The 20998-nt window shown below is 67.9% G+C and carries 17 protein-coding genes; 7 read left to right on the plus strand and 10 right to left on the minus strand.

Annotated elements, in window-relative coordinates; genetic code table 11:
- Positions 1 to 40: 40 nt before the first annotated feature.
- From EJI01_RS11935 to EJI01_RS11970, 8 genes are all read right to left on the minus strand, one after another.
- Entirely contained in the window at positions 41 to 1177 is a 1137-nt protein-coding gene (locus EJI01_RS11935) for an ABC transporter substrate-binding protein (RefSeq protein ID WP_126837342.1), read from the minus strand.
- Positions 1178 to 1245: 68 nt separating this feature from the next.
- Positions 1246 to 3360, minus strand: a complete 2115-nt coding sequence (locus tag EJI01_RS11940; RefSeq protein ID WP_126837343.1) for a LamG-like jellyroll fold domain-containing protein — start codon at positions 3358 to 3360, stop codon at positions 1246 to 1248.
- A gap of 172 nt (positions 3361 to 3532) precedes the next feature.
- Complete coding sequence (fdhF, locus tag EJI01_RS11945) at positions 3533 to 6433, minus strand: formate dehydrogenase subunit alpha (RefSeq protein WP_126837344.1); 2901 nt, start codon at positions 6431 to 6433, stop codon at positions 3533 to 3535.
- Positions 6430 to 8238, minus strand: a complete 1809-nt coding sequence (locus EJI01_RS11950; protein ID WP_126837345.1) for an NADH-ubiquinone oxidoreductase-F iron-sulfur binding region domain-containing protein — start codon at positions 8236 to 8238, stop codon at positions 6430 to 6432. Before EJI01_RS11950 ends, fdhF begins: the two co-directional genes overlap by 4 nt.
- A 152-nt stretch (positions 8239 to 8390) precedes the next feature.
- Positions 8391 to 9335 (minus strand): LysR family transcriptional regulator, encoded by a 945-nt coding sequence (locus EJI01_RS11955; protein WP_126837346.1) that lies wholly within the window; start codon positions 9333 to 9335, stop codon positions 8391 to 8393.
- Positions 9336 to 9348: 13 nt separating this feature from the next.
- A complete protein-coding gene (gene apbC / locus EJI01_RS11960) occupies positions 9349 to 10440 on the minus strand; it encodes an iron-sulfur cluster carrier protein ApbC (protein WP_126837347.1) in 1092 nt (363 codons plus the stop codon).
- 116 nt (positions 10441 to 10556) lie between these two features.
- On the minus strand, positions 10557 to 11228 hold the full coding sequence (locus tag EJI01_RS11965; RefSeq protein ID WP_126837348.1) for a YceH family protein: 672 nt from the start codon (positions 11226 to 11228) through the stop codon (positions 10557 to 10559).
- A gap of 26 nt (positions 11229 to 11254) precedes the next feature.
- Positions 11255 to 11794: a DUF1697 domain-containing protein gene (locus EJI01_RS11970; RefSeq protein ID WP_126837349.1), complete on the minus strand. Its 540-nt coding sequence runs from the start codon at positions 11792 to 11794 to the stop codon at positions 11255 to 11257.
- 87 nt (positions 11795 to 11881) lie between these two features.
- Here EJI01_RS11970 and metG point away from each other — a divergent pair, with 87 nt between their 5' ends.
- Genes metG through EJI01_RS11985 form a run of 3 tightly spaced genes read left to right on the plus strand, consistent with a single transcriptional unit; the run spans position 11882 to position 15888 of the window.
- Positions 11882 to 13960 carry a methionine--tRNA ligase gene (gene metG, locus EJI01_RS11975; protein WP_126837350.1) on the plus strand — a complete coding sequence of 693 codons (2079 nt, stop codon included), beginning with the start codon at positions 11882 to 11884 and terminating at the stop codon, positions 13958 to 13960.
- 8 nt (positions 13961 to 13968) lie between these two features.
- Positions 13969 to 14184 (plus strand): hypothetical protein, encoded by a 216-nt coding sequence (locus EJI01_RS11980; protein WP_126837351.1) that lies wholly within the window; start codon positions 13969 to 13971, stop codon positions 14182 to 14184.
- A gap of 27 nt (positions 14185 to 14211) precedes the next feature.
- Positions 14212 to 15888, plus strand: coding sequence for a SulP family inorganic anion transporter (locus EJI01_RS11985; RefSeq protein ID WP_126837352.1), 1677 nt, complete (start codon positions 14212 to 14214; stop codon positions 15886 to 15888).
- Here EJI01_RS11985 and EJI01_RS11990 read toward each other — a convergent pair.
- Positions 15885 to 16400: an outer membrane protein assembly factor BamE gene (locus EJI01_RS11990; protein WP_409513946.1), complete on the minus strand. Its 516-nt coding sequence runs from the start codon at positions 16398 to 16400 to the stop codon at positions 15885 to 15887. The two genes, EJI01_RS11985 and EJI01_RS11990, sit on opposite strands and share 4 nt — an antisense overlap.
- Before the next feature lie 3 nt (positions 16401 to 16403).
- Complete coding sequence (locus EJI01_RS11995) at positions 16404 to 17072, minus strand: hypothetical protein (RefSeq protein ID WP_126837353.1); 669 nt, start codon at positions 17070 to 17072, stop codon at positions 16404 to 16406.
- Between the two features lie 129 nt (positions 17073 to 17201).
- Here EJI01_RS11995 and EJI01_RS12000 point away from each other — a divergent pair, with 129 nt between their 5' ends.
- The 4 genes from EJI01_RS12000 (at position 17202) to panB (ending at position 20992) form a co-directional block, all read left to right on the plus strand.
- On the plus strand, positions 17202 to 17408 hold the full coding sequence (locus tag EJI01_RS12000) for a DUF3460 family protein (protein WP_093105897.1): 207 nt from the start codon (positions 17202 to 17204) through the stop codon (positions 17406 to 17408).
- Between the two features lie 111 nt (positions 17409 to 17519).
- Positions 17520 to 18317 (plus strand): segregation and condensation protein A, encoded by a 798-nt coding sequence (locus EJI01_RS12005; RefSeq protein WP_126837689.1) that lies wholly within the window; start codon positions 17520 to 17522, stop codon positions 18315 to 18317.
- A 180-nt stretch (positions 18318 to 18497) separates the two neighbouring features.
- Positions 18498 to 20069 carry an L-aspartate oxidase gene (nadB, locus tag EJI01_RS12010; RefSeq protein ID WP_126837354.1) on the plus strand — a complete coding sequence of 524 codons (1572 nt, stop codon included), beginning with the start codon at positions 18498 to 18500 and terminating at the stop codon, positions 20067 to 20069.
- A gap of 53 nt (positions 20070 to 20122) precedes the next feature.
- Positions 20123 to 20992: a 3-methyl-2-oxobutanoate hydroxymethyltransferase gene (gene panB / locus EJI01_RS12015; RefSeq protein ID WP_126837355.1), complete on the plus strand. Its 870-nt coding sequence runs from the start codon at positions 20123 to 20125 to the stop codon at positions 20990 to 20992.
- Positions 20993 to 20998: the final 6 nt, after the last annotated feature.

Below are 20998 nucleotides of genomic sequence, written 5' to 3' on the forward strand. Positions count from 1 at the left end.
CGCAAGCGGGGTCTCGCGCCGGCCCGGCCGTCTTGCAAGCTCAAATGCGGACCTTGCCGTCCTGCGTCAGCATCGACAGGTCGACGTAGCTCGATGCCGCGTGATTGCGAGCGCTGAAGTCCACGCGGAAGCCGCCGAAGTCGAAGTTCTGGATCGACTCCAGGCCGGCGACCAGAGCATCGCGCGTCGGCGCCCGGCCGGCGCGGCGAAGTCCCTCGGCCAGCACCTTGGCGGCCACATAACCTTCCATGCTCGAATAGTTGGGCTTGGCGTCGGGGCCGGCCTTGCGCGCCGCCTCCAGGTATTCGCGCGAGATCGGCGTGTTGGTCGAGAACGGCGAGGGCATCACCTGGCTCACCATGATGCCGCGGGCTTCCTTGCCGAGCTCGTCGCCCAATGCCTCGGTGCCGACGAAGGACACGTTGAAGAAGGTGCCGCCGTAGCCGGCCTTGCGCGCCTCGCGGATGAAGGCCGCGCAGGCCTTGTAGGCGCCGATCTGCACCACGGCCGTGGGGGCCGCGGCCGTGATGTCCTTCACCGCCTGCGCCACGTTCACCGAATTGCGCTCGACCTTGCCCACGGCCACGGGCTCCAGGGCAAGGGGCTTGAGCGCACGCTTCACGCCGTCCAGCCCGGCCTGGCCGTAGGCATCGTTCTGGTGGAACACGGCGATCTTGCGCAGGCCCAGCGAGGTGAGCTGCTTCACGATCAGCGCGGTCTCGTCGTAGTAGGAGGCACGGACGTGGAACACCGTCTTGCGGAAGGGCTCGCGCAGGGCCTCGGCGCCGGTGAACGGGCCGAAGAACGGCATCTTCGCCGCGTCCACCAGCGGCATCGCTGCGAGGCAGGTGGGCGTGCCGACGTAGCCGAAGAGCGCGAAGACATCGTCCTTGATGAGCTTGTCGGTGTTCGCCTTGCAGCGCTCGGGCTCGTAGCCGTCATCGAGCGTGCGCAATTCGATGCTGCGGCCGTGGATGCCGCCGGAGGCATTGAGCGCATCGAAGAAGATGCGCGCGCCCTTGTTCATCTGGATGCCCAGCTGCTCGGCCGGGCCGCTGAATGCGGCCGATTGCCCGAGCACAATGCGCGCGGGTTGGGCCCACGCCGGAAGTGCCAGCGCGGCGCTGACGGCGGCAAAGCGTTTGATTGCATCTCGACGCGGGATCGGGTTGTCCATGGAGGTAGGTGACTTCAGTTTCGTGTAACGAGTAGTCACTTACTGTAACTGAACCTCAAGGGTTAACCCTAGACCAACGCTGCGATCTCCGCCGCGCTCAAGGCGCCGTGATAGAGCCGGAAGTCGTCCACGCGTCCCGCCAGCGCCGGATCCGCCGTGAACTGGGAGCGCCCGAGCCAGTTCTGCGTGGTCTCGCCGAGATCGACGGGCGCCAGCGTCATCTGCGTGTTCGTGCCCACCGCGAGGCCGTCGACGTACAGCGTGCCGAGATGGCCGGACAGGGTCACCGCCACATGTACCCAGCGGCCGGCCGGCAGCGCCGCGCTGCCGTCGATCACCTGCTCGTTGTAGCCGTGGACCGTGGAGATCGCATAGCGGACCGTGCCGGCATTGCTGCGCGGCGTCAGCATCATGTAGCGGCGCGGGCCGGAGCCGAAGTCGAAGACGCGCGACCAGGTGGCGGCGCCGTCCAGGTACACCTTCGCCGCGATCGTGAAGTCGCCGAGATCCTTCACCAGGCCCGCGGCGAGCGTGGCGTGGCCGTTGGCGCCGTCGTCGGTCTTCTTCTGCAGCAGCAGCTCGGGCTTGATCGCCGCCCGCACCTCGTTCGATGCCGCGCTCTCCCCTGCCGCATTCACCGCAACGATCGCGTAGTAGTACACGGCGCCGGGGATGACGGTGCCGTCCATGAATGTCAGCGTGTCGGTGATGCCGGCGGCGATCGTGGTGTAGGGGCCGCCCGCGCTGGCCGCGCGCTTGACCGTGTAGCTCAGCGCGTCCGTGCAGCCCCACCACGACAGCAGCACCTGCGGCCCGCGCACCCGCGCCGTCAGGCCGCTTGGTCGCCCGCGCGTCGCGATGGGGTCGCGCGAGAAGGTCAGGGTCCCGAAACCGAGTTGATCGCCATTGCCGCCGTCCCGCTCGGGGCGCAGTTGGGCCGCCTGCATCGCCGCATAGGGCGTCGCGATGCCGAGGCGGTTGGCGTAGTGGTTGTACACGCTCTCCCAGACCACGCGCTGGTGCCCCTGCCCGCCCGTCGACAGCACGGACTGGGTGCCCTGCCTGTTGATGTTGGTGAAGAAGGGCACCGTGTAGAAGGCGCTGGTCGCATCGCGCAGGTTGGACTTCGCCACGTACTCGGCGCCGGCGAGGAAACGGTTGTTCTCGTAGCCGTAGACGTCGTCACCCTGGTTCCACGCCATCTCGCAGAATGCACCCGCCAGACCGATGCCGAGCGTGCAGTGCCCCTGGTCGCGGCCGCTCTCCTGCCATTGGCCGAGATAGCCCGGATGCACGTGGTAGACCGCCTGCAGGCCCGCGCCGTTACCTTGGCCGGACTTGTAGTAGCTCAGGGCCTCGTCGTAGATGTCTTGCCGGTCGCACAGCACGCCGATGGCCAGCATCGACGCCAGTGCGCACTGGTCCCAGTTGGCCCAGTAGTTGGTGATCTGGGCACCGTTGTGGTTGACGAGGAAGCTGTGGTTGAGCGGGTAGAACACCGTGAGCATCATGTTCTGGAAGCGCGCCAGATCGCTCGCCGCCCAGCCTGCGTAGGAGCGCATGATCTCGGCCGCGTTCGCGAATTGGTAGCCATAGATGCCGGCGGCCAGGAAGCGGTCCGCGTTGCCGTGGATCGCGGTCAGGGTCGAGGACCATGCGTTCAGGAACACCACCGCGAGATCGGCATAGCGCGCGTCGCCCGAGACCTTCCAGCGCAATGCCAATTGATAGGCGCGCGCGATGTCGATGTACATCTGGGCGAAGTTCGAGTCTTCGCCGCCGCGGATCACGATGGCCAGCGGACGCGGGGCGGCGCCGAGCTGGGAGCGGCCATTGGAGATCAGCGCATTCCAGCCGCTCAGCCAAGGCTGCGCGCCGGCCGCGACCTTCAGTCGCATGCGTTCGAAATCGGCCTCAGTGTGCAGCAGGCCGGGATGCGTGAACTTTCGCGCTTGCGAGGTCGAGGTCGAGTTGGCGACAGGCTCGGTCGCAGAGACTCCGGTGGACGTGGCCGTCGAAGTCGCCGCATTCTGTTGCGTGCTGCCGAGCGCGCCGGCGCTGCCGAATCCGCCGCTTCCGCCGTCTCCACAGCCCGCGGCTCCGAGGGCCGCAAAGCTCACCGCACCCACGCAGAAGAGGCGGCGGTCCAAAGAAATGTCGTTGTCGTTTTCTGGCTGATCCACGTTTGACTTGGCGCTGTGAGTGCTGGAAAAGTTACAGCCAGCAACATATATGCCAGTCAATTGCGCCGAGGTCCTCGCGCAGGGCCGCACCTGGCATGCATACCCGCGGCGCGCCCTGCGACGTCAGAAAGACGTCGAATATGCCAAAAATGTCACATCACGGTGCCGCTTCTCAGTGCGCCGTCGCCGCTTCCCCCGTCGCTACCGCCCCGGTTCCATAGCCCGCCGCCGCCACCGGCGTACCGCCGCGCAGCACCTGCACCGCGCAGTACTTGAACTCCGGGATCTTGCCCATCGGATCGAGCGCCGCGTTGGTCATCAGGTTGGCCGCCGCCTCGTAGTAGGCGAAGGGCACGAACACCGCGCCGTTCGGGGTGCCATCGTCGCGGCGCACGTGGATCGTCACCTCGCCGCGGCGCGAACGGATCGTGACCACGTCGCCCGCCTGCAGTCCCAGGGTTTCCAGGTCGCCCTGGTTCATCGACGCCGTGGCCATCGGCTCCAGCGCATCGAGCACGGTCGCGCGGCGCGTCATGCTGCCGGTGTGCCAGTGCTCCAGCTGCCGGCCGGTGATCAGCACGAAGGGGTACTCGGCATCGGGCCGCTCGTCGGCCGGGATGATGTCGGCGGGCACCAGCTTCACACGGCCGTCGGCGGTCGGGAAATCGTCGATGAAGACGGTCGGCTGGCCAGGGTCGTCCGCGCTGAGACAGGGGTAGGTCACGCTCGACTCGCGCTGCAGCCGGTCCCAGGTGATGCCGCTGATGACGGCATGCATGGCCTGGCGCATTTCTTCATAGACGGCGGCCACGCCGGACTCCTCGCCTTCGTAGTTCCATTGCAAGTCCATGCGCTTGGCGATCTGCTGGATGATCCAGAGATCGGGCTTCGCATCGCCGGGCGGGTTGAGCGCCTTCTTGCCGAGCTGCACCATCCGGTCGGTGTTGCTCACCGTGCCGGTCTTCTCTGGCCAGGCGGTGGCGGGCAGCACCACGTCGGCGAGCCAGGCGGTCTCGGTCATGAAGATGTCCTGCACCACCAGGTGTTCCAGGCTCGCGAGCGCATGGCGTGCGTGGTTGAGATCGGGGTCGCTCATCGCGGGGTTCTCGCCCATGATGTACATGCCGCGGATCTTGTGCGGATCGCTGTCCGGCGCCAGCGCCTTGTGCATGATCTCGACCACCGTGTAGCCCGGCTTCTCGTCCAGCGGCATGCCCCAGAAGTTCTCGAACCACGCGTGCACGCCGGGGTTGTCGACGCGCTGGTAGTTGGGGAACATCATCGGGATCAGCCCCGCATCGCTCGCGCCCTGCACGTTGTTCTGGCCGCGCAGCGGATGCAGGCCGGAGCCCGGCTTGCCGATCTGGCCGGTGACCGTGACCAGCGCGATCAGGCAGCGCGCGTTGTCGGTGCCGTGCACGTGCTGGCTGATGCCCATGCCCCACAGAACCATCGCGCCCTTCGCCTTGGCGAAGGCCCGCGCCACTTCGCGCAGCGTCTCGGCCGGGATGCCGCAGATCGGCGCCATCGCCTCGGGGCTGTAGCCCTTGACGTTCTCGCGCAGCGCCTCGAAGTTGCTGGCGCGCTCGCGCACGAAGGCCTCGTCGACCAGGCCTTCGTCGATCACGGCGTGGATCAGCGCATTGAGCATGGCGACATCGGTGTCGGCCTTGAACTGCAAGGTGCGCCAGGCGTGCTTGCCGATATCGGTGACGCGCGGGTCGGCCAGCACGATCTTGGCGCCGCGCTTGGCGGCGTTCTTCATCCAGGTGGCGGCCACCGGATGGTTGGCGGTGGGGTTGGAGCCGATGACGAAGATCAGGTCCGCGTGCTCCACATCGTTGACTTGGTTGCTGACCGCGCCCGAGCCCACGCCTTCGAGCAGCGCCGCCACGCTGGAGGCATGGCACAGCCGCGTGCAATGGTCGACGTTGTTGCTGCCGAAGCCGGTGCGCACCAGCTTCTGGAACAGGTAGGCCTCCTCGTTGCTGCCCTTGGCCGAGCCGAAGCCGGCCAGCGCCTTCTTGCCGTGCGTGTCGCGCAGGCCCTTGAGCTTGCCGGCGGTGAGCGCGAGCGCCTCTTCCCAGCTGGCTTCGCGGAAAGCGTCCTGCCAGTCGCCGGGCCGCGGTGCGTCGCCGAGATCCTTGGGCACGCCGGGCTTGCGGATCAGCGGCTTGGTCAGGCGCTGCGGATGGTGCGCATAGTCGAAGCCGAAGCGGCCCTTGACGCACAGCCGGCTGTGATTGGCCGGGCCGTCGCGGCCGTCGACGCTGACGATCTTTTCATCTTTCACGTTGTAGGTGATCAGGCAGCCCACGCCGCAGAAGGGGCAGACCGAATCGACCTTGCGGTCGACCTGCTGCGAGCCGATCTGGCTCTTGGGCATCAAGGCGCCGGTCGGGCAGGCCTGCACGCATTCGCCGCAGGCCACGCAGGTGCTGTCGCCCATCGGGTCGTCGAGGTCGAACACGATCTTCGAATGTTCGCCGCGCATCGCGTAACCGATCACATCGTTGACCTGCTCCTCGCGGCAGGCCCGCACGCAGCGGTTGCACTGGATGCAGGCGTCGAGGTTGACGGCCATCGCCGGGTGGGAGACATCGGACTTGGGTTGCTCGCGACGCAGGGCCTTGAGTTCGGGGCGGACCTCGATGCCGAGGCGCTCGGCCCATTCGCTGAGCTCGCCGTGCTGGCCTACTTCCGCAGCCGGGGGGGTGGGTTGGTCGTCATTCCACTTGTAGCCACGGTCCGGCATGTCCGACAGCAGCATCTCCACCACCATCTTCTGGCTCTTCAGCGCACGCTCGCTGTGGGCCTGCACCTCCATGCCGGCCGTCGCGTTGCGGCAGCAGCTCGGCGCCAGGGTGCGCTCGCCCTTCACCTCCACCACGCAGGCGCGGCAATTGCCGTCGGGGCGCAGGCCCTCCTTGTAGCAAAGGTGCGGGATATCGACGCCATGGCGCTGCGCGGCCTGAAGAATGGTCTCGCCTTCGAAGGCTTGGACGGCGCGGCCGTCGAGCTTGAACTCGATGGTCTGCGGGATCACTTCGGCAAGTCGTGTGGGAGCGTTCACGCGATCTCCTCGGGGAAGTACTTCTGGATGCAGCGGATCGGATTGGGCGCGGCCTGCCCGAGGCCGCAAATCGATGCGTCCCCCATGACCTCGGCGAGGTCTTCCAGCGTGGCGTTGTCCCACACCGGCGCCTGCATCAGCGCCGCCGCCTTGGCGGTGCCGACGCGGCAGGGCGTGCACTGGCCGCAGCTCTCGTGTTCGAAGAAACGCATCATGTTCAGCGCCGCATCGCGTGCGCGATCGTGCTGGCTCAGCACCATCACGGCGGCCGAGCCGATGAAGCAGCCGTAGGGCTGCAACGTGTCGAAATCCAGCGGGATGTCGCTCATCGAGGCCGGCAGGATGCCGCCCGAGGCGCCGCCGGGCAGATAGGCGTAGAGCGTGTGGCCGTCGAGCATGCCGCCGCAGTATTCGTCGATCAGCTCCTGCACCGTGATGCCGGCCGGCGCGAGCTTGACACCGGGGTTCTTGACGCGCCCGCTGACGCTGAAGCTGCGCAAGCCCTTGCGCCCATGGCGGCCGAAGCCGCTGAACCACTGCGGGCCTTTTTCGACGATGTCGCGCACCCAGTAGAGCGTTTCGAAGTTGTGCTCGAGCGTGGGCCGGCCGAACAGGCCGACCTGCGCGATGTAGGGGGGACGCATGCGCGGCTCGCCGCGCTTGCCCTCGATGCTCTCGATCATCGCGGACTCCTCGCCGCAGATGTAGGCGCCGGCGCCGCGCCGCAGCTCGATGCGCGGCAGGGTGCAGGGCGGGTCGGCCTTGAGCTTGGCCAGCTCGACCTCGAGCAGCCGGCGGCAGTCGTGGTATTCGTCGCGCAGGTAGATGTAGCAGGCCTCGGTACCGACCACCTGCGCCGCCACCAGCAGTCCTTCGAGGAAGCGGTGAGGATCGCGCTCGAGGTAGGTGCGGTCCTTGAAGGTGCCGGGCTCGCCCTCGTCGATGTTGACCGCCATCAGCCGGGGCGCCGGCTGCTCGCGCACGATGCGCCACTTGCGCCCGGCCGGGAAACCCGCACCGCCGAGCCCGCGCAGGCCCGAGTCTTCCATCGCCTTGATGACGGCCTCGGCATCGTGCTCGCCGTTGACCAGCGCGGCCGCGAGCGCATAGCCGCCGTTGGCGCGGTAGGTGGCGTAGTCGGTGAAGGCGGGGATTTCCGCAATGCCATCAGGCGGCGGCGAGACGCTTTGCTCGGCCAGCGCCGCCGGCACGAAATTAAAGGTCTCGCGCGCTGCCGGCCTGGCGTCCAGCGCCCGCAGCAGCCGGTCGGTGGTTGCCAGCGGCACGGCACGCTGGTGCACCGCCGCGGCGGGCGCCTGCTCGCAGCGGCCGATGCAGGGCGCGGAGATCACGCGCACGTCGTCGCGGCCGGCCGCGCCCAGCAGCGCAGGCAGCCGCGCGAGCAGGTCCTGCGCGCCGGCCAGCTCGCAGGCCAGGCCGTCGCACACGCGGATCGTGAGCCCAGGTGCCTGCTCGTCGCCGCGCAGGACTTCGAAGTGGTGATAGAAGGTCGCGACCTCGTAGATCTCGGCCATCGGAACGTTGATGAGCGAGGCCAGCGCCACCAGGTGGCGGTCGTGCAGACCGCCGTGCGCATCGTTGAGCAGGTGCAGCTGCTCGATCAGCAGGTCGCGCCGCCAGCCGTCATCGGGCCGCGGGCCGATGAGCGCGCGTACCTCCGCGAGCGCTTCGGTCTCGGGCTGGCGCCCCTTGAGCTTGCTCTTGCGGCGGATGCGCTCGCGCAGCTGGTCGGGGGTAGCCAGCGGAATCGCCTGGACGGCGTTCTGGGTGCCTGGGTAGTTCATTGCCTCGGCAGTCGGTACGGACTGTGTCGCCGCGCGAAGGCACGGCCTGGCCCGAATGTCGCGCTCCTGACGGCTTTCGGCAAATTGAATCCGCACATGGGGCGATTCAAATAAGAAATGATGCAGCGCGCCTGGCGCTGCCGGGCTCCAAGCTAGCCCCGCAGCGCCCCGCTGTGCGCGGCGACCTCTTGCTGCCACGCCGGGCTCTGCACCAGCGCCAGCGCCGCATCGAGGGCGCGCGAGGGCCGCACGGCGGTCTGCGTCATGAAGCCGATCGGCGTGCGCACCTCGGGCGCTACCAGCGGCAGCGCCTCGAGCTCGCCGTGGCTGCGCACGGCATCGACCATGCCGCCGGGCAGCACGGCGCAGACGTCCCCGGCGCTCACGCTGAGCGCCAGCGTCAGCACCGAATTGGTCTCGATGGCCGGCTTCACCGAGACGCCGGCGTCGGCGAAGGCCTGGTCGACGATGGAGCGGTTGTGCATTTCCGGTGTCAACAGGCACAGGGGCAGCCGCCCCGCTTCGGCCCAGGCGATCGGCGCGCCGAACTGCAGCGCCGGCTGGCCGGCGCTCGCCGACCGGCGCACCAAGTAATAGTGTTCGATGCTCTGCGGCCAGGCCGTGAGCTTGACCTCGCCGCTTCGCATGCGCTCGGTGTAGCCGAGGGCCAGGTCGAGCGACAGGTTCTCCAGCCCGGTTTCGAGCTCGAGCGAGCTCATCGACAGCACGGTCGGCACGATGCCCGGATGGCGCGCCCGCAGCCGTCCCGCGAAGCGCGCCAGCATCGGCATCGCGGTCGGCACCGCGGCCATGCGGAGGTTGCCGCGCGGACGGTCTTCCTCGCTCTTGAGCAACTGCTGCAGCACCTCGTTCTCGTGCAGCATGCGATGCGCGGCGGCCAGCACGGCCTCGCCCTCGTGCGTCAGCCCGGAATAGGTCCGCCCGCGCTTGACGATCACCACGCCGAACTCGGCCTCCAGCGCACGCAGCGCGTTCGACAAGGCCGGCTGCGTGATGTGGCAGGCCTGTGCCGCGCGGCCGAAGTGGCGGTGCTCGTGCAGCGCGCTGAGGTAGCGCATGGACGCGAGCAGGTTCATCGCGCGCGTTGGCCTAGGTGTTTTTGCTGACCGTGATGGTCGGGAACTTGGCGGAAAAGTCCTTCGCCTTTTCGGCAATGCCGACTGCCACGCGGCGCGCGACCGACTTGTAGATGCCGGCCACCTCGCCATCGGGATCGGCCACCACTGTCGGCTTGCCGCTGTCGGCCTGCAGGCGGATGTTGATGTCCAGCGGCAGCGCGCCGAGATAGTCCATGTCGTATTGCGCTGCCATCTTCTTGCCGCCTTCGGCGCCGAAGATGTGCTCGACGTGGCCGCAGTTCGAGCACACGTGCACCGCCATGTTCTCGACGATGCCGAGGATCGGCACGCCGACCTTCTCGAACATCTTGATGCCCTTCTTGGCGTCGAGCAGCGCGATGTCCTGCGGCGTGGTCACGATCACCGCGCCGGTCATCGGCACGCGCTGCGAGAGCGTGAGCTGGATGTCGCCGGTGCCGGGCGGCATGTCGACGATCAGGTAGTCGAGATCCTTCCAGTTGGTCTGGCGCAAGAGCTGCTCCAGCGCCTGCGTGGCCATCGGGCCGCGCCAGATCATGGCTTCGTCCTGGTCGACCAGGAAGCCGATCGACATCACCTGCACGCCGTGGTTCTCCAGCGGCTCCATGGTCTTGCCGTCCTCGCTCTCGGGCCGGCGATCGATGCCCAGCATCATCGGCTGGCTCGGGCCGTAGATGTCGGCGTCGAGCAGGCCGACGCTGGCGCCCTCGGCCGCCAGCGCCAGCGCCAGGTTGGCTGCGGTGGTGCTCTTGCCCACGCCGCCCTTGCCCGAAGCCACGGCGATGATGTTCTTGACGTTGGGCATCAGCTGCACGCCGCGCTGCACGGCATGGCTGATGACCTTGGTCGCGATGTTGACCGACACGTTCTCCACGCCGGCCACGCCCTTGGCCGCCGCCACCAGCGCCTTGCGCATCGCCGGCACCTGGCTCTTGGCCGGATAGCCGAGCTCGATGTCGAAGGAGACGTCGCCCTCGTGGATCTGCAGGTTTTTCAGCGCCTTGGTGCTGACGAAGTCCTTGCCCGTGTTGGGGTCGAGAACGGTCTTGAGCGCTTCTGAGAGCGCCGCCTGGGTAACTGCCATTGGTAACTCCTAATGGAGATAGTCTAGTCCGCCGCGTTGCGGCGCCCGTTCAGGGCACGCGAAAGCCATGCGCGCCGTCGGACTCCAGCTGCGCGACTTGCATCGCCTCGGCCTGATCAGCCGTCGTTGGCGATGCCGAGCTCCGAGCAGATCCGCGCCGTCAGCGTCTTCAATGCAGCGACCTCCGCCTCGAGCCGTGCCACGTTGAGCTTCAGCGCGGCCACTTCGCCGAGCGAGGCGTCTTGCGGACCGCTCGCGGTGCGGGTCTCCGGCGTGCTCTCGGGCGGCTCGCCGGCGAGCAGGTGCGCCCAGCGGCTCTCGCGCGCGCCGGGCAGGCGCGGCATCTTCACCACCAGCGCGCCGGCCGGCCGGGCTGCCAGTTCGTCGAGAAAGGCCTCGACCGAGGAGATGTCGGCGAAGTTGTGCATGCGCTCGCAGGCGATGCGCAGCTCGCCGGCGGTCTGCGGCCCGCGCAGCATCAGCACCGTCAGCAGAATGGCCGACTGCGAGGGCACGCGCAGCACCCGCTCGATGTTGTGCTCGTAGCGCGAGACGCGCCCGCCGCTCGTCTCCATGACCAGGCTGTAGCCCTTGAGGCTGTCGAGCGCGGCCTGCACGTCGGTGTCCGTGGCTTCCATCAGCGGGTTGCGGCTGGTCTTCTGGTTGCAGCCGGCCACCAGCGCGTTGAGGGTCAGCGGATAGCTGTCGGGCACGGTGCGCTGCTTCTCGGCCAGGACGCCGAGCGCGCGGGTTTCGATCAGGGAGAGGGTGGGGAGGGTCGGAGTCATGGCAGTGGCGGTTGTGGCGCAGAAGCTTACGCGTGCTTGTCGACCAGCCGCACGACCGTGTTCCAGGCCCGCGTGCTCGCCCGCGCGCCCAGCAGTTTTTCGAGAAAGGCGTTCGGACTGCCCGGCGTGTTGCCGACCACACGGCTGATGCTGAAGGCTTCGCCCTCGGTGGCGTGAAGGACTTCGACGTCCTGGCGCTTCGAGACCAGCGGCAGCGCGGGCAGCGCGCTGCGTTTCGCATCGAGGAAACTCACGCAGATCTCGTAGACGCTGCCGCGGTCCACGGCGGCGAAGGGATCGAGGGCGACGAGTTCGGCCAGGTGGTCCACGCTGCGCAGGAAGGCCGGCTCGCGTAGACCGCATTCGGCGGCGAGCGCGTCGCAGGCCTGCGCCAGCAGCTTGCGCGCCTGGGTCTTGTTTCGCGCTTCGAAGACCAGCGTGCCGTTGGTCAGGAAGGAAGAAGCGGACACGGCGCCGGCCGCCAGGAAGGCCGCTTCGAACTGCGCCCGGGTCGGGCAGTTCGGCCGGCCCAGGTTGAGATTGCGGAAGAAGACGGCGTGCTTCATGTCCCGCGGAATCTATCAGCAGGCCCTGCCCGCCTAAAATGCCCCTCCCCCCGCCGGCTCCCCGTTCCCCAGAAAGCGCCCCTACCGATGTCCCAGCGCAAGCTCTTCGTCACCACCGCCCTGCCGTATGCCAACGGCAAGTTCCACGTCGGCCACATCATGGAATACATCCAGGCCGACATCTGGGTGCGGTTCCAGCGCATGCAGGGCCACATGGTGCACTTCGTGGGTGCCGACGACGCGCATGGCGCGCCGATCATGATCGCGGCCGAGAAGGCCGGCAAGACGCCGCAGGAATTCGTCGGCGAGATCGCCGCCGGACGCAAGGAATACCTCGACGGCTTCCACATCCGCTTCGACAACTGGCACTCGACAGACAGCGCCGAGAACACCGACCTCGCGCAAGGCATCTACAAGAAGCTCAAGGCGGCCGGCATGATCGCCGCGCGCACCATCGAGCAGTTCTACGATCCGGTGAAGGGCATGTTCCTGCCCGACCGCTACATCAAGGGCGAATGCCCGGTGTGCCACGCCAAGGACCAGTACGGCGACGCCTGCGAGGTGTGCAGCAGCGTCTACTCGCCGACCGAGCTGATCAACCCCTATTCGACACTCACCGGCGCGACGCCCGAGCTGCGCAGCTCCGAGCACTTCTTCTTCAAGCTCTCCGATCCGAAGGTGGTCGACTTCCTGAAGACATGGACGCAGGACGGCAAGCTGCAGCCCGAGATGGCCCGGAAGGCCAGCGAGTGGTTCGAGGCCGGCATGGCTGACTGGGACATCTCGCGCGAGGCGCCCTACTTCGGCATCGAGATTCCCGATGCGCCGGGCAAGTACTTCTATGTCTGGCTCGACGCGCCCGTGGGCTACCTTGCGAGCCTGAAGAACCATTTCGACAAGGGCCAGGCCGCGGCCCACTGGCACGAGGCTTCGCGCACCTCGCAAAGCTTCGACGAGTTCGTCGCCGACCCGGCGGTGGAGCAGGTGCACTTCATCGGCAAGGACATCGTCTACTTCCACACGCTCTTCTGGCCCGCGATGCTGCAGTTCAGCGGCCGCAAGACGCCGAGCCAGGTCAACGTGCACGGCTTCATCACCGTCTCGGGCGAGAAGATGAGCAAGAGCCGCGGCACCGGCATCGACCCGCTCAAGTACCTCTCGATCGGCATGAATCCCGAATGGCTGCGCTACTACATCGCGGCCAAGCTCAATGCCAAGGTCGAAGATGTCGACTTCAATCCCGACGACTTCATCGCGCGCGTGAACGCCGACCTGATCGGCAAGTACATCAATATCGCGAGCCGCGCGGCCGGCTTCATCGCCAAGCGCTTCGGCGGCCAGCTGGGCTCCGTCAGCAGCGACGGCCTGCATGTGCTGGAGGTGCTGCGTCTGGAGGCAGAGAATATTCGCGCCCTCTACGACAACCGCGACTTCGCAAGGACGCTGCGCGAGATCATGGCGCTGGCAGACCACGTGAATGCGTATGTCGATGCCAACAAGCCGTGGGAGCTCGCCAAGCAGGCAGGGCAAGAGGCGCGGCTGCACGACGTCTGCTCGGCCTGCATCGAGGCCTTCCGCCTGCTCACGCTTTACCTGAAGCCCGTTCTGCCGGAGCTCGCAGGCAAGGTCGAAGAGTTTCTGAAGATCGATGCGCTCGGATGGAGCGACGTCCATGCGCCCTTGGCTTCGGGCCACCCGATCGGCGAGTACAAGCATCTGATGCAGCGCGTCGATACCAAGCAGCTCGACCAGCTGTTCGAGCCGCCCGAGCCGGCGCCGGAAGCCGCGCCCGCCACGGTCCTTCCCGGTGGCGAAGGCATTGCGCCCACCATCACGATCGACGACTTCGCGAAGATCGACCTGCGCATCGCGAAGATCGTGGCCTGCCAGAAGGTCGAAGGCTCGACCAAGCTGCTGCACCTGACGCTGGACGCCGGCGAGGGCAGGACCCGCAACGTCTTCTCCGGCATCGCCTCGGCCTACGAGCCCGAGCAACTGGTCGGCAAGCTCACGGTGCTGGTCGCCAATCTGGCGCCGCGCAAGATGAAGTTCGGCATCTCGGAAGGCATGGTGCTGGCCGCCAGTCATGCGGACGAGAAGGCCCAGCCCGGCATCTACGTGCTCGAGCCGACGAGTGGCGCAACGCCCGGCATGCGGGTACGCTAGCGCCGCTCATGAACCGCTGCGTCCTCATCGCCGCCCTGACCCTGGCCTTCGGCCTGCCGCTCTCCGGCTGCGCAGTCGTCACTGTCGCCAGCACGGCGGTGAGCGTGGGCGCGGGCGCGGTCGGCCTGGCTGCCGATGCGGCGATCGGCACGGCCCGCATCGCGGGCAAGGCCGTGGGCGCCGCAGCCGATGCCGCGCTGCCCGAAGGCGAAGAAGACCGCTGAAGCGGAAGGCGCGTCCACAATAGCGCCATGGCATCACCCCTGGAGTTCGCACGCTTCCGCCCCCGACTGATCGACGCGCTGGCCGGCTACGACAGGGAACGCTTCTTCAAGGACCTCGGCGCCGGCGCCACGGTGGGCATCGTGGCGCTGCCGCTCGCGATGGCCTTCGCGATCGCTTCCGGGCTCAAGCCCGAGGCCGGTATCTGGACCGCGATCATCGCGGGCTTCCTGATCTCGGCCCTCGGCGGCTCGGCAGTGCAGATCGGCGGGCCGGCGGGCGCCTTCATCGTGATCGTCTACGGCATCGTCGAGCGCTACGGCGTGGCGAACCTGCTGATCGCGACCGCCTGCGCGGGCGTGCTGCTGTTCGTGATGGGGCTGTTCCGACTCGGCAACCTGATCCGCTACGTACCGGTGTCGATCGTGATCGGCTTCACCAACGGCATCGCGGCGCTGATCCTGATCTCGCAGCTCAAGGACTGGCTCGGCCTCTCGATCGCCAAGATGCCGGCCGACATGTTCTCCCAGCTGCACACGCTGGCCACGAACCTCGGCAGCTTCAATCTCTACGCCTTCGGGCTCGGCCTGGTCTGCCTCATCGGCCTGTTCGCCTGGCCGAAGCTCCTGCACGACAAGACGCGCTTCGGCTACGCGGTGCACCTGGTGCTGGGCCGCATGACCGAGCTGCGCGCCGTGCGCGCCGGCTCGCGGATGCCGGGGCCGATCGTCGCACTGGTCACGCTGACGCTGGTGTCCTGGGGCTTCAACCTGCCGGTGGAGACCATCGGCACGCGCTTCGGCGGCATTCCCGAGGGCGTGCCAGGCTTCGCGCTGCCCGATTTCTCCTGGGAAACCGTCAAGCAGCTGGTGACGCCCACGATCACCATTGCGCTGCTCGGCGCGATCGAGTCGCTCCTGTGCGCGCGCGTGGCAGACCAGGCCAGCGGCCAGCCGCGCCACGACCCCAACCAGGAACTGATGGCGCAGGGCATCGCCAACCTGGTCACGCCTTTCTTCGGCGGCATGCCGGCCACCGGCACCATCGCGCGCACCGTAACCAACGTGCGCGCCGGTGCCAGCTCGCCCATCGCCGGCATCGTTCACGCGCTCACGCTGCTGGTGGTGGTGCTGGTGGCGGCGCCGCTCGCGCAGCACGTGCCGCTGGCGGTGCTGGCCGGCATCCTGGTCTTCGTGGCCTGGAACATGGGCGAGTGGCGCGAGTTCTCGCCCTACATGCTGCGCCGCTTCAGCCGGCACTACAGGCTTCTGATGCTCGGCACCTTCTTCCTCACGGTGGTGTTCGATCTCACGGTGGCGGTGCAGGCAGGCATCGTGCTCGCCTGCGCCTTGTTCATCCGGCGCATGAGCACGCTCTTCAGCGTCGAGATGGTGTCGCTGCAGCCGCCGGTGCTGACCTTCAGGCTCTACGGCGCACTGTTCTTCGGCGCCGCCGCCAAGCTGGACCCGACCGTGCAAGCCGTCGAGCGCGCACCGCGGGGCATGACGGTGGTGCTCGATGCCATGCAGCTGATCTCGCTCGACGCCACCGGTCTCGATGCGCTTCGCCAGTTGCACAAGGCCGTGCTGGCGCGCGACGGCGTGCTGCGCATCGAGTCGCTGCAGCCGCAGCCGCTCGAAGTGATCGTGCGCTCGGGCTTCGCGGACGAGATCACCTCCGGCGTGCCAGCCCCGGCCGCCCACTAATTTGAATTGGCTTCGGTGCTTCGGTCCGGCGAGGAACCGGAGCTCACCACCCGCTGGTCGTCGTTGAGCGTGGCGACGAACACCATCGGCGAATTCGGCGGCTGGACCCAGCGCCATTCCCAGGCGGTCTCGTTCTTGAGCGGGTACGGCGTGCGCCGCGCCGGCTTGCCGAGCAGCTTGCGCAGGTCCTCCATCGCCATGCCGGGCTGGACGCGGGCGAAGTTCTCGGGCGTGAGCACCTGGCGCAGCGCGCTCATCTTGCCGTCGGCCCCGATGGTGATCATGTAGTTCTTCTGGCCCGCGGGCTGGCGGTTGTATTCGAAGACGCGGCCCGCGGGCGAATCCCAGATGTTCTCGGGCTGGCCGAAGCGGGCCCGCACGTCGGCCTCGGTCGAGACGCCCTCTTCCAGTTCGCTGATGCGCTGCGGGTCGCAGCCTGAGAGGCCAAGCGTGGCCGCCAGAAAAAGGGCGAGCGCGCAGGCCTTGCTATTTCGTCTGTTTGGTTTTTGCACCGCTCAATTCTGCGCGAAGCAATAGAGCAGGCCTCCGCCGCCGGTCCTTTTGAGCGCATCCATGCTGCAGCCCTGCGTGGCATGCGAGGAGTTCCAGGACTTCGCAGGCGGACTGTCGTCCAGCCCCCTGCGGTCGTGGTGGCCGACGATGGCAGATCCGTCGCCGCTCTTGGTCCAATTGCCGCAGGTGGTGTCCTTGTCGCTGCTCACGGCACGGCCTTCGGTCGACGAGCCGGTCAGGATGTCGTGCAGGTTGACGGCGTCGCCGCCCCCGCTGACGATCTGGCCTTTTTCGGTCAGTGCCGTCTGCTTGCTGAGCTTGTTGCCGGTACCGTGCAGGTCGTCCACGCTGCTGGCGATCTGCTCGCCCTTGGCATTGAACCAGGGGCCGTTGCCGATGCGGTCGCGCGCATTGACTGCCGGGCTGCCTGCCATGGCGCTGCTGCTCAGGTAGGCGCGCCAGCTCCGGCCACCCGCGCCGGCACTCGCCGCGAGGCTCTGACAGTAGCGGTCGGCGCCCGCGAGGCCGCCGAAATCGGCGCCCTTGCCGGGATTCGCGCTGGTCACGAAGAAGCTCATCTTGCTCTGCGGCGCGCGGCTCATGCCGCTGCAGGCAACCAGGCCAATGGCCGCCACGGCCATGGCAACGAGGGACAGCGAACGTCGGCGCATGAGCATCTCCTGTGGTGTTTGGAGCCGCCACGCTAGCGTATGGCACCTCCTCCAACAATGAGGAATCCACCGGTGCGGGAAGACCGGGATTGAGCCCCGGTAAAATTCGCCGCAAAGGTCCAAACCCCCATGTCCATCTTCGCCCGCCCCCACTACACCTCCGAGATCACGAACTTCATCGAAGAGATGAAGGAAAAGAAGCCGACGCTCGAAGCCGAACAGCGCGCCGGCCGCGCACTGCTGTGGGACAAGCACCTCGACCGCGACGCGCTCGAGGAATACGGCCAGGCCAATGTGCCGCAGCAGCCCTACGTCTACCAGACGCGCGTGAAGTAACAAGTGCCCATCCGGCCTGTAGCGCACTCCCGGGCCACCATGGCGGGCGACGATGCCCGCGCCGTGGAGGCGGAGGACGTCATCGACGAAGACGCGCCGCCGATCGCCGCGATGCCGGAAGTGATCGACCAGGTCGCGCTCGCGCGGCTCTACGGCGAGCCGCTGTTCGCACTGCCGAACGACCTCTACATCCCGCCCGAGGCGCTGCAGGTCTTTCTCGAGGCCTTCGAAGGGCCGCTGGACCTGCTGCTTTACCTGATCCGCAAGCAGAACTTCAACATCCTCGACATCCCGATGGCGGGGCTGACGCGCCAGTACCTGACCTATGTGGACCAGGTGCGCCAGACCAACCTCGAGCTCGCGGCCGAGTACCTGCTGATGGCCGCGATGCTGATCGAGATCAAGTCGCGCATGCTGCTGCCGCCCAAGAAGACCGCCGAGGGCGAGGAGGTCGAGGACCCGCGCGCGGAACTGGTGCGCCGCCTGCTCGAGTACGAGCAGGCCAAGCTGCAGGCCGCTTCGATCAGCGCGATGCCGCAGGCCGGGCGCGATTTCTGGAAGGCGCAGGTCTACATCGAGCAGTCGCTCAAGCCGCGTTTCCCCGACGTGAACGTGGTCGACCTGCGCGAGGCCTGGGCCGACATCATGAAGCGCGCCAAGCTCATCCAGCACCACAAGATCTCGCGCGAGGAGCTCAGCGTGCGCGAGCACATGAGCATCGTGCTGCGCCACCTGCAGGGGCGGCAGTTCGTCGAGTTCGAGAAGCTGTTCGACGTGACGCGCGGCGTGCCGGTGCTGATCGTCACCTTCATCGCGATGCTCGAGCTCGCGAAGGAAACGCTGATCGACATCACGCAGGCCGAGGCCTTCGCGCCGATCTACGTGCGGCTGGCCTACTCGCCCGCATGATGTCGCCCTATACAGCGCGCCGGCCCGCCGTTGCCCGACCCGTGGTCATCAATTCGAGGCCGACGAAGCCAGGCCCATTCGGGAGACACCGCGGAACCGGCTTTGCCGGGCCGCTGGTGTCGCCCCCGGTGAGGGGGGTGGCGGCCACACGAAGTGGGCAAGCCTGGGGGTGAGCGATATATGCACGACTTCGACGTCCTCATCGTCGGCAGCGGCCTCGCCGGCCTCAGCGCCGCGCTGCACCTGGCGCCCAGGCACCGTGTGGCCGTGCTCACCAAGCGCGCGCTGAACGACGGCTCCAGCCAGTGGGCGCAGGGCGGCATCGCGGCCGTGCTGGGCGAAGGGGACAGCCTGCAGTCCCACGTGGACGACACGCTGGTCGCCGGCGCCGGCCTCTGCGACCTGGCCGCCACCCGCTTCGTGGTCGAGCATGCACCCGAGGCCATCGCCTGGCTGCGCGAACTCGGCGTTCCCTTCTCGCTCGAGAACGGCGAGCTGCACCTGACGCGCGAAGGCGGCCACAGCCAGCGCCGCATCGCGCACGTGACCGACGCCACCGGCGCCGCGGTGCAGCGCACGCTGATCGAGATCGTGCGCCGCACGCCCGGCATCACGCTGTTCGAGGAACACACGCTGGTCGACCTGATCACCGGCCGCAAGCTCGGGCTGGCCGACCCGGCCTGCCTGGGTCTCTATGCGCTGGACGAGGCGACCGACGAAGTGATCACCTTCCGCGCGCCGCACACCATCCTGGCCACCGGCGGCGCCGGCAAGGTCTACCTCTACACCACCAATCCCGACACGGCCACCGGCGACGGCATCGCCGCAGCCTGGCGCGCAGGCTGCCGGGTGGCGAACATGGAGTTCATCCAGTTCCATCCGACCTGCCTGTACCACCCGCATGCCAAGTCCTTCCTCATCAGCGAAGCGGTGCGCGGCGAAGGCGGGCGGCTTTTGCTTCCCGATGGAACGCGCTTCATGCCGGAGCACGATGCGCGCGCCGAGCTCGCGCCGCGCGACGTGGTGGCACGCGCCATCGACTTCGAGATGAAGAAGCACGGGTTGGACTGCGTGCACCTGGACATCTCGCACCAGAGCCCGGCCTTCCTGCAGGAACACTTTCCCAACATCCTCGCGCGCTGCGCGGAGCTGGGCATCGACATCACGCGCGAGCCCATTCCCGTGGTGCCGGCCGCGCATTACACCTGCGGCGGCGTGCTGAGCGACCTCGCCGGCCGCACCGACGTGCCGGGCCTCTACGCCATCGGCGAAACCGCCTGCACCGGCCTGCACGGCGCCAACCGCCTGGCCAGCAACTCGCTGGTCGAGTGCATGGTGTTCGCGCGCGCCGCCGCTCAGGCCATCGCCGAGACGCCCGCGCACGCCGGTGCCGAGCTGCCGCCCTGGGACGACAGCCGCGTCACCGATGCCGACGAGACAGTAGTGATCTCGCACAACTGGGACGAGCTGCGCCGTTTCATGTGGGACTACGTGGGCATCGTGCGCACCAACAAGCGGCTGGAGCGCGCCGCCCACCGCATCGCGCTGCTGGCGGCGGAGATCCACGAGTTCTACGCTCACTTCCACGTCACGCGCGACTTGCTGGAGCTGCGCAACCTGGTGCAGGTGGCCGAGCTCATCGTGCGCTCGGCGCAGGCGCGGCGCGAGAGCCGCGGCCTGCATTTCAGCCGCGACTACCCCTCGCTCGCCGCGCCCGCGGCACCCACGATCCTGGTGCCGCCGGCGGCTTGACGCCGCCCGGTTCGAACCTGCGGCGCGCTGCGCCATTGTTGAAGAAGCCCACCATGCCGAACGCCGCCACCCCCTACGGCACCCTGCCGCCCGCCTCCCCGCCCTCGCTGCGCAAACCGCTGAGCCTGCCGCGCCTGGCCGACCTGCATGCGCGCGGCGAGAAGATCACCATGCTGACCGCCTACGACGCCACCTTCGCCGCCATGGCCGACGCGGCCGGCGTCGAATGCCTCCTGGTCGGCGACTCCGTGGGCATGGTCTGCCAGGGCCTGCACAGCACCGTGGGCGTGACGCTGGACACGATGCGCTACCACACCGAGAGCGTCTTTCGGGGGCTGCGCCGCGTGCAGGGCACGGCCTGGCTGATCGCCGACCTGCCCTTCGGCAGCTACCAGGAATCGCGCGAACAGGCGCTCGCCAGCGCCACGGTGCTGATGCAGGCCGGCGCCCACATGGTCAAGCTCGAAGGCGGCGGCTGGACCACCGAGACCGTGCGCTTCCTGGTCGAGCGCGGCATCCCGGTGTGCGCCCACCTCGGCCTGACGCCCCAGACGGTGCACGCGCTGGGCGGCTACCGCGTGCAGGGCAAGGGCAGCGAGGCCGCCGCCCTGCTCAAGCAGCAAGCCCATGCGCTGCAGGACGCGGGCGCCGCGATGATGGTGCTGGAGATGGTGCCGGCCGCGCTGGCCGCCGAGCTCACCGGCGAACTGAAGCACTGCGCCACCGTCGGCATCGGCGCCGGCCGCGGCACCGCGGGCCAGGTGCTGGTGCTGCACGACATGCTGGGCATCAACCTCGGCAAGATGCCGAAGTTCGTGCGCAACTTCATGGCCGATGCGCCGGGCGTCGCGCAGGCCTTGGCGGCCTATGTGCGCGCCGTGAAGGACGGCAGCTTTCCCGACGACCAACTCCACGCCTGGTAGGCACAT

Source organism: Variovorax sp. MHTC-1, from assembly GCF_003984645.1.
GTDB lineage: Bacteria > Pseudomonadota > Gammaproteobacteria > Burkholderiales > Burkholderiaceae_C > Variovorax.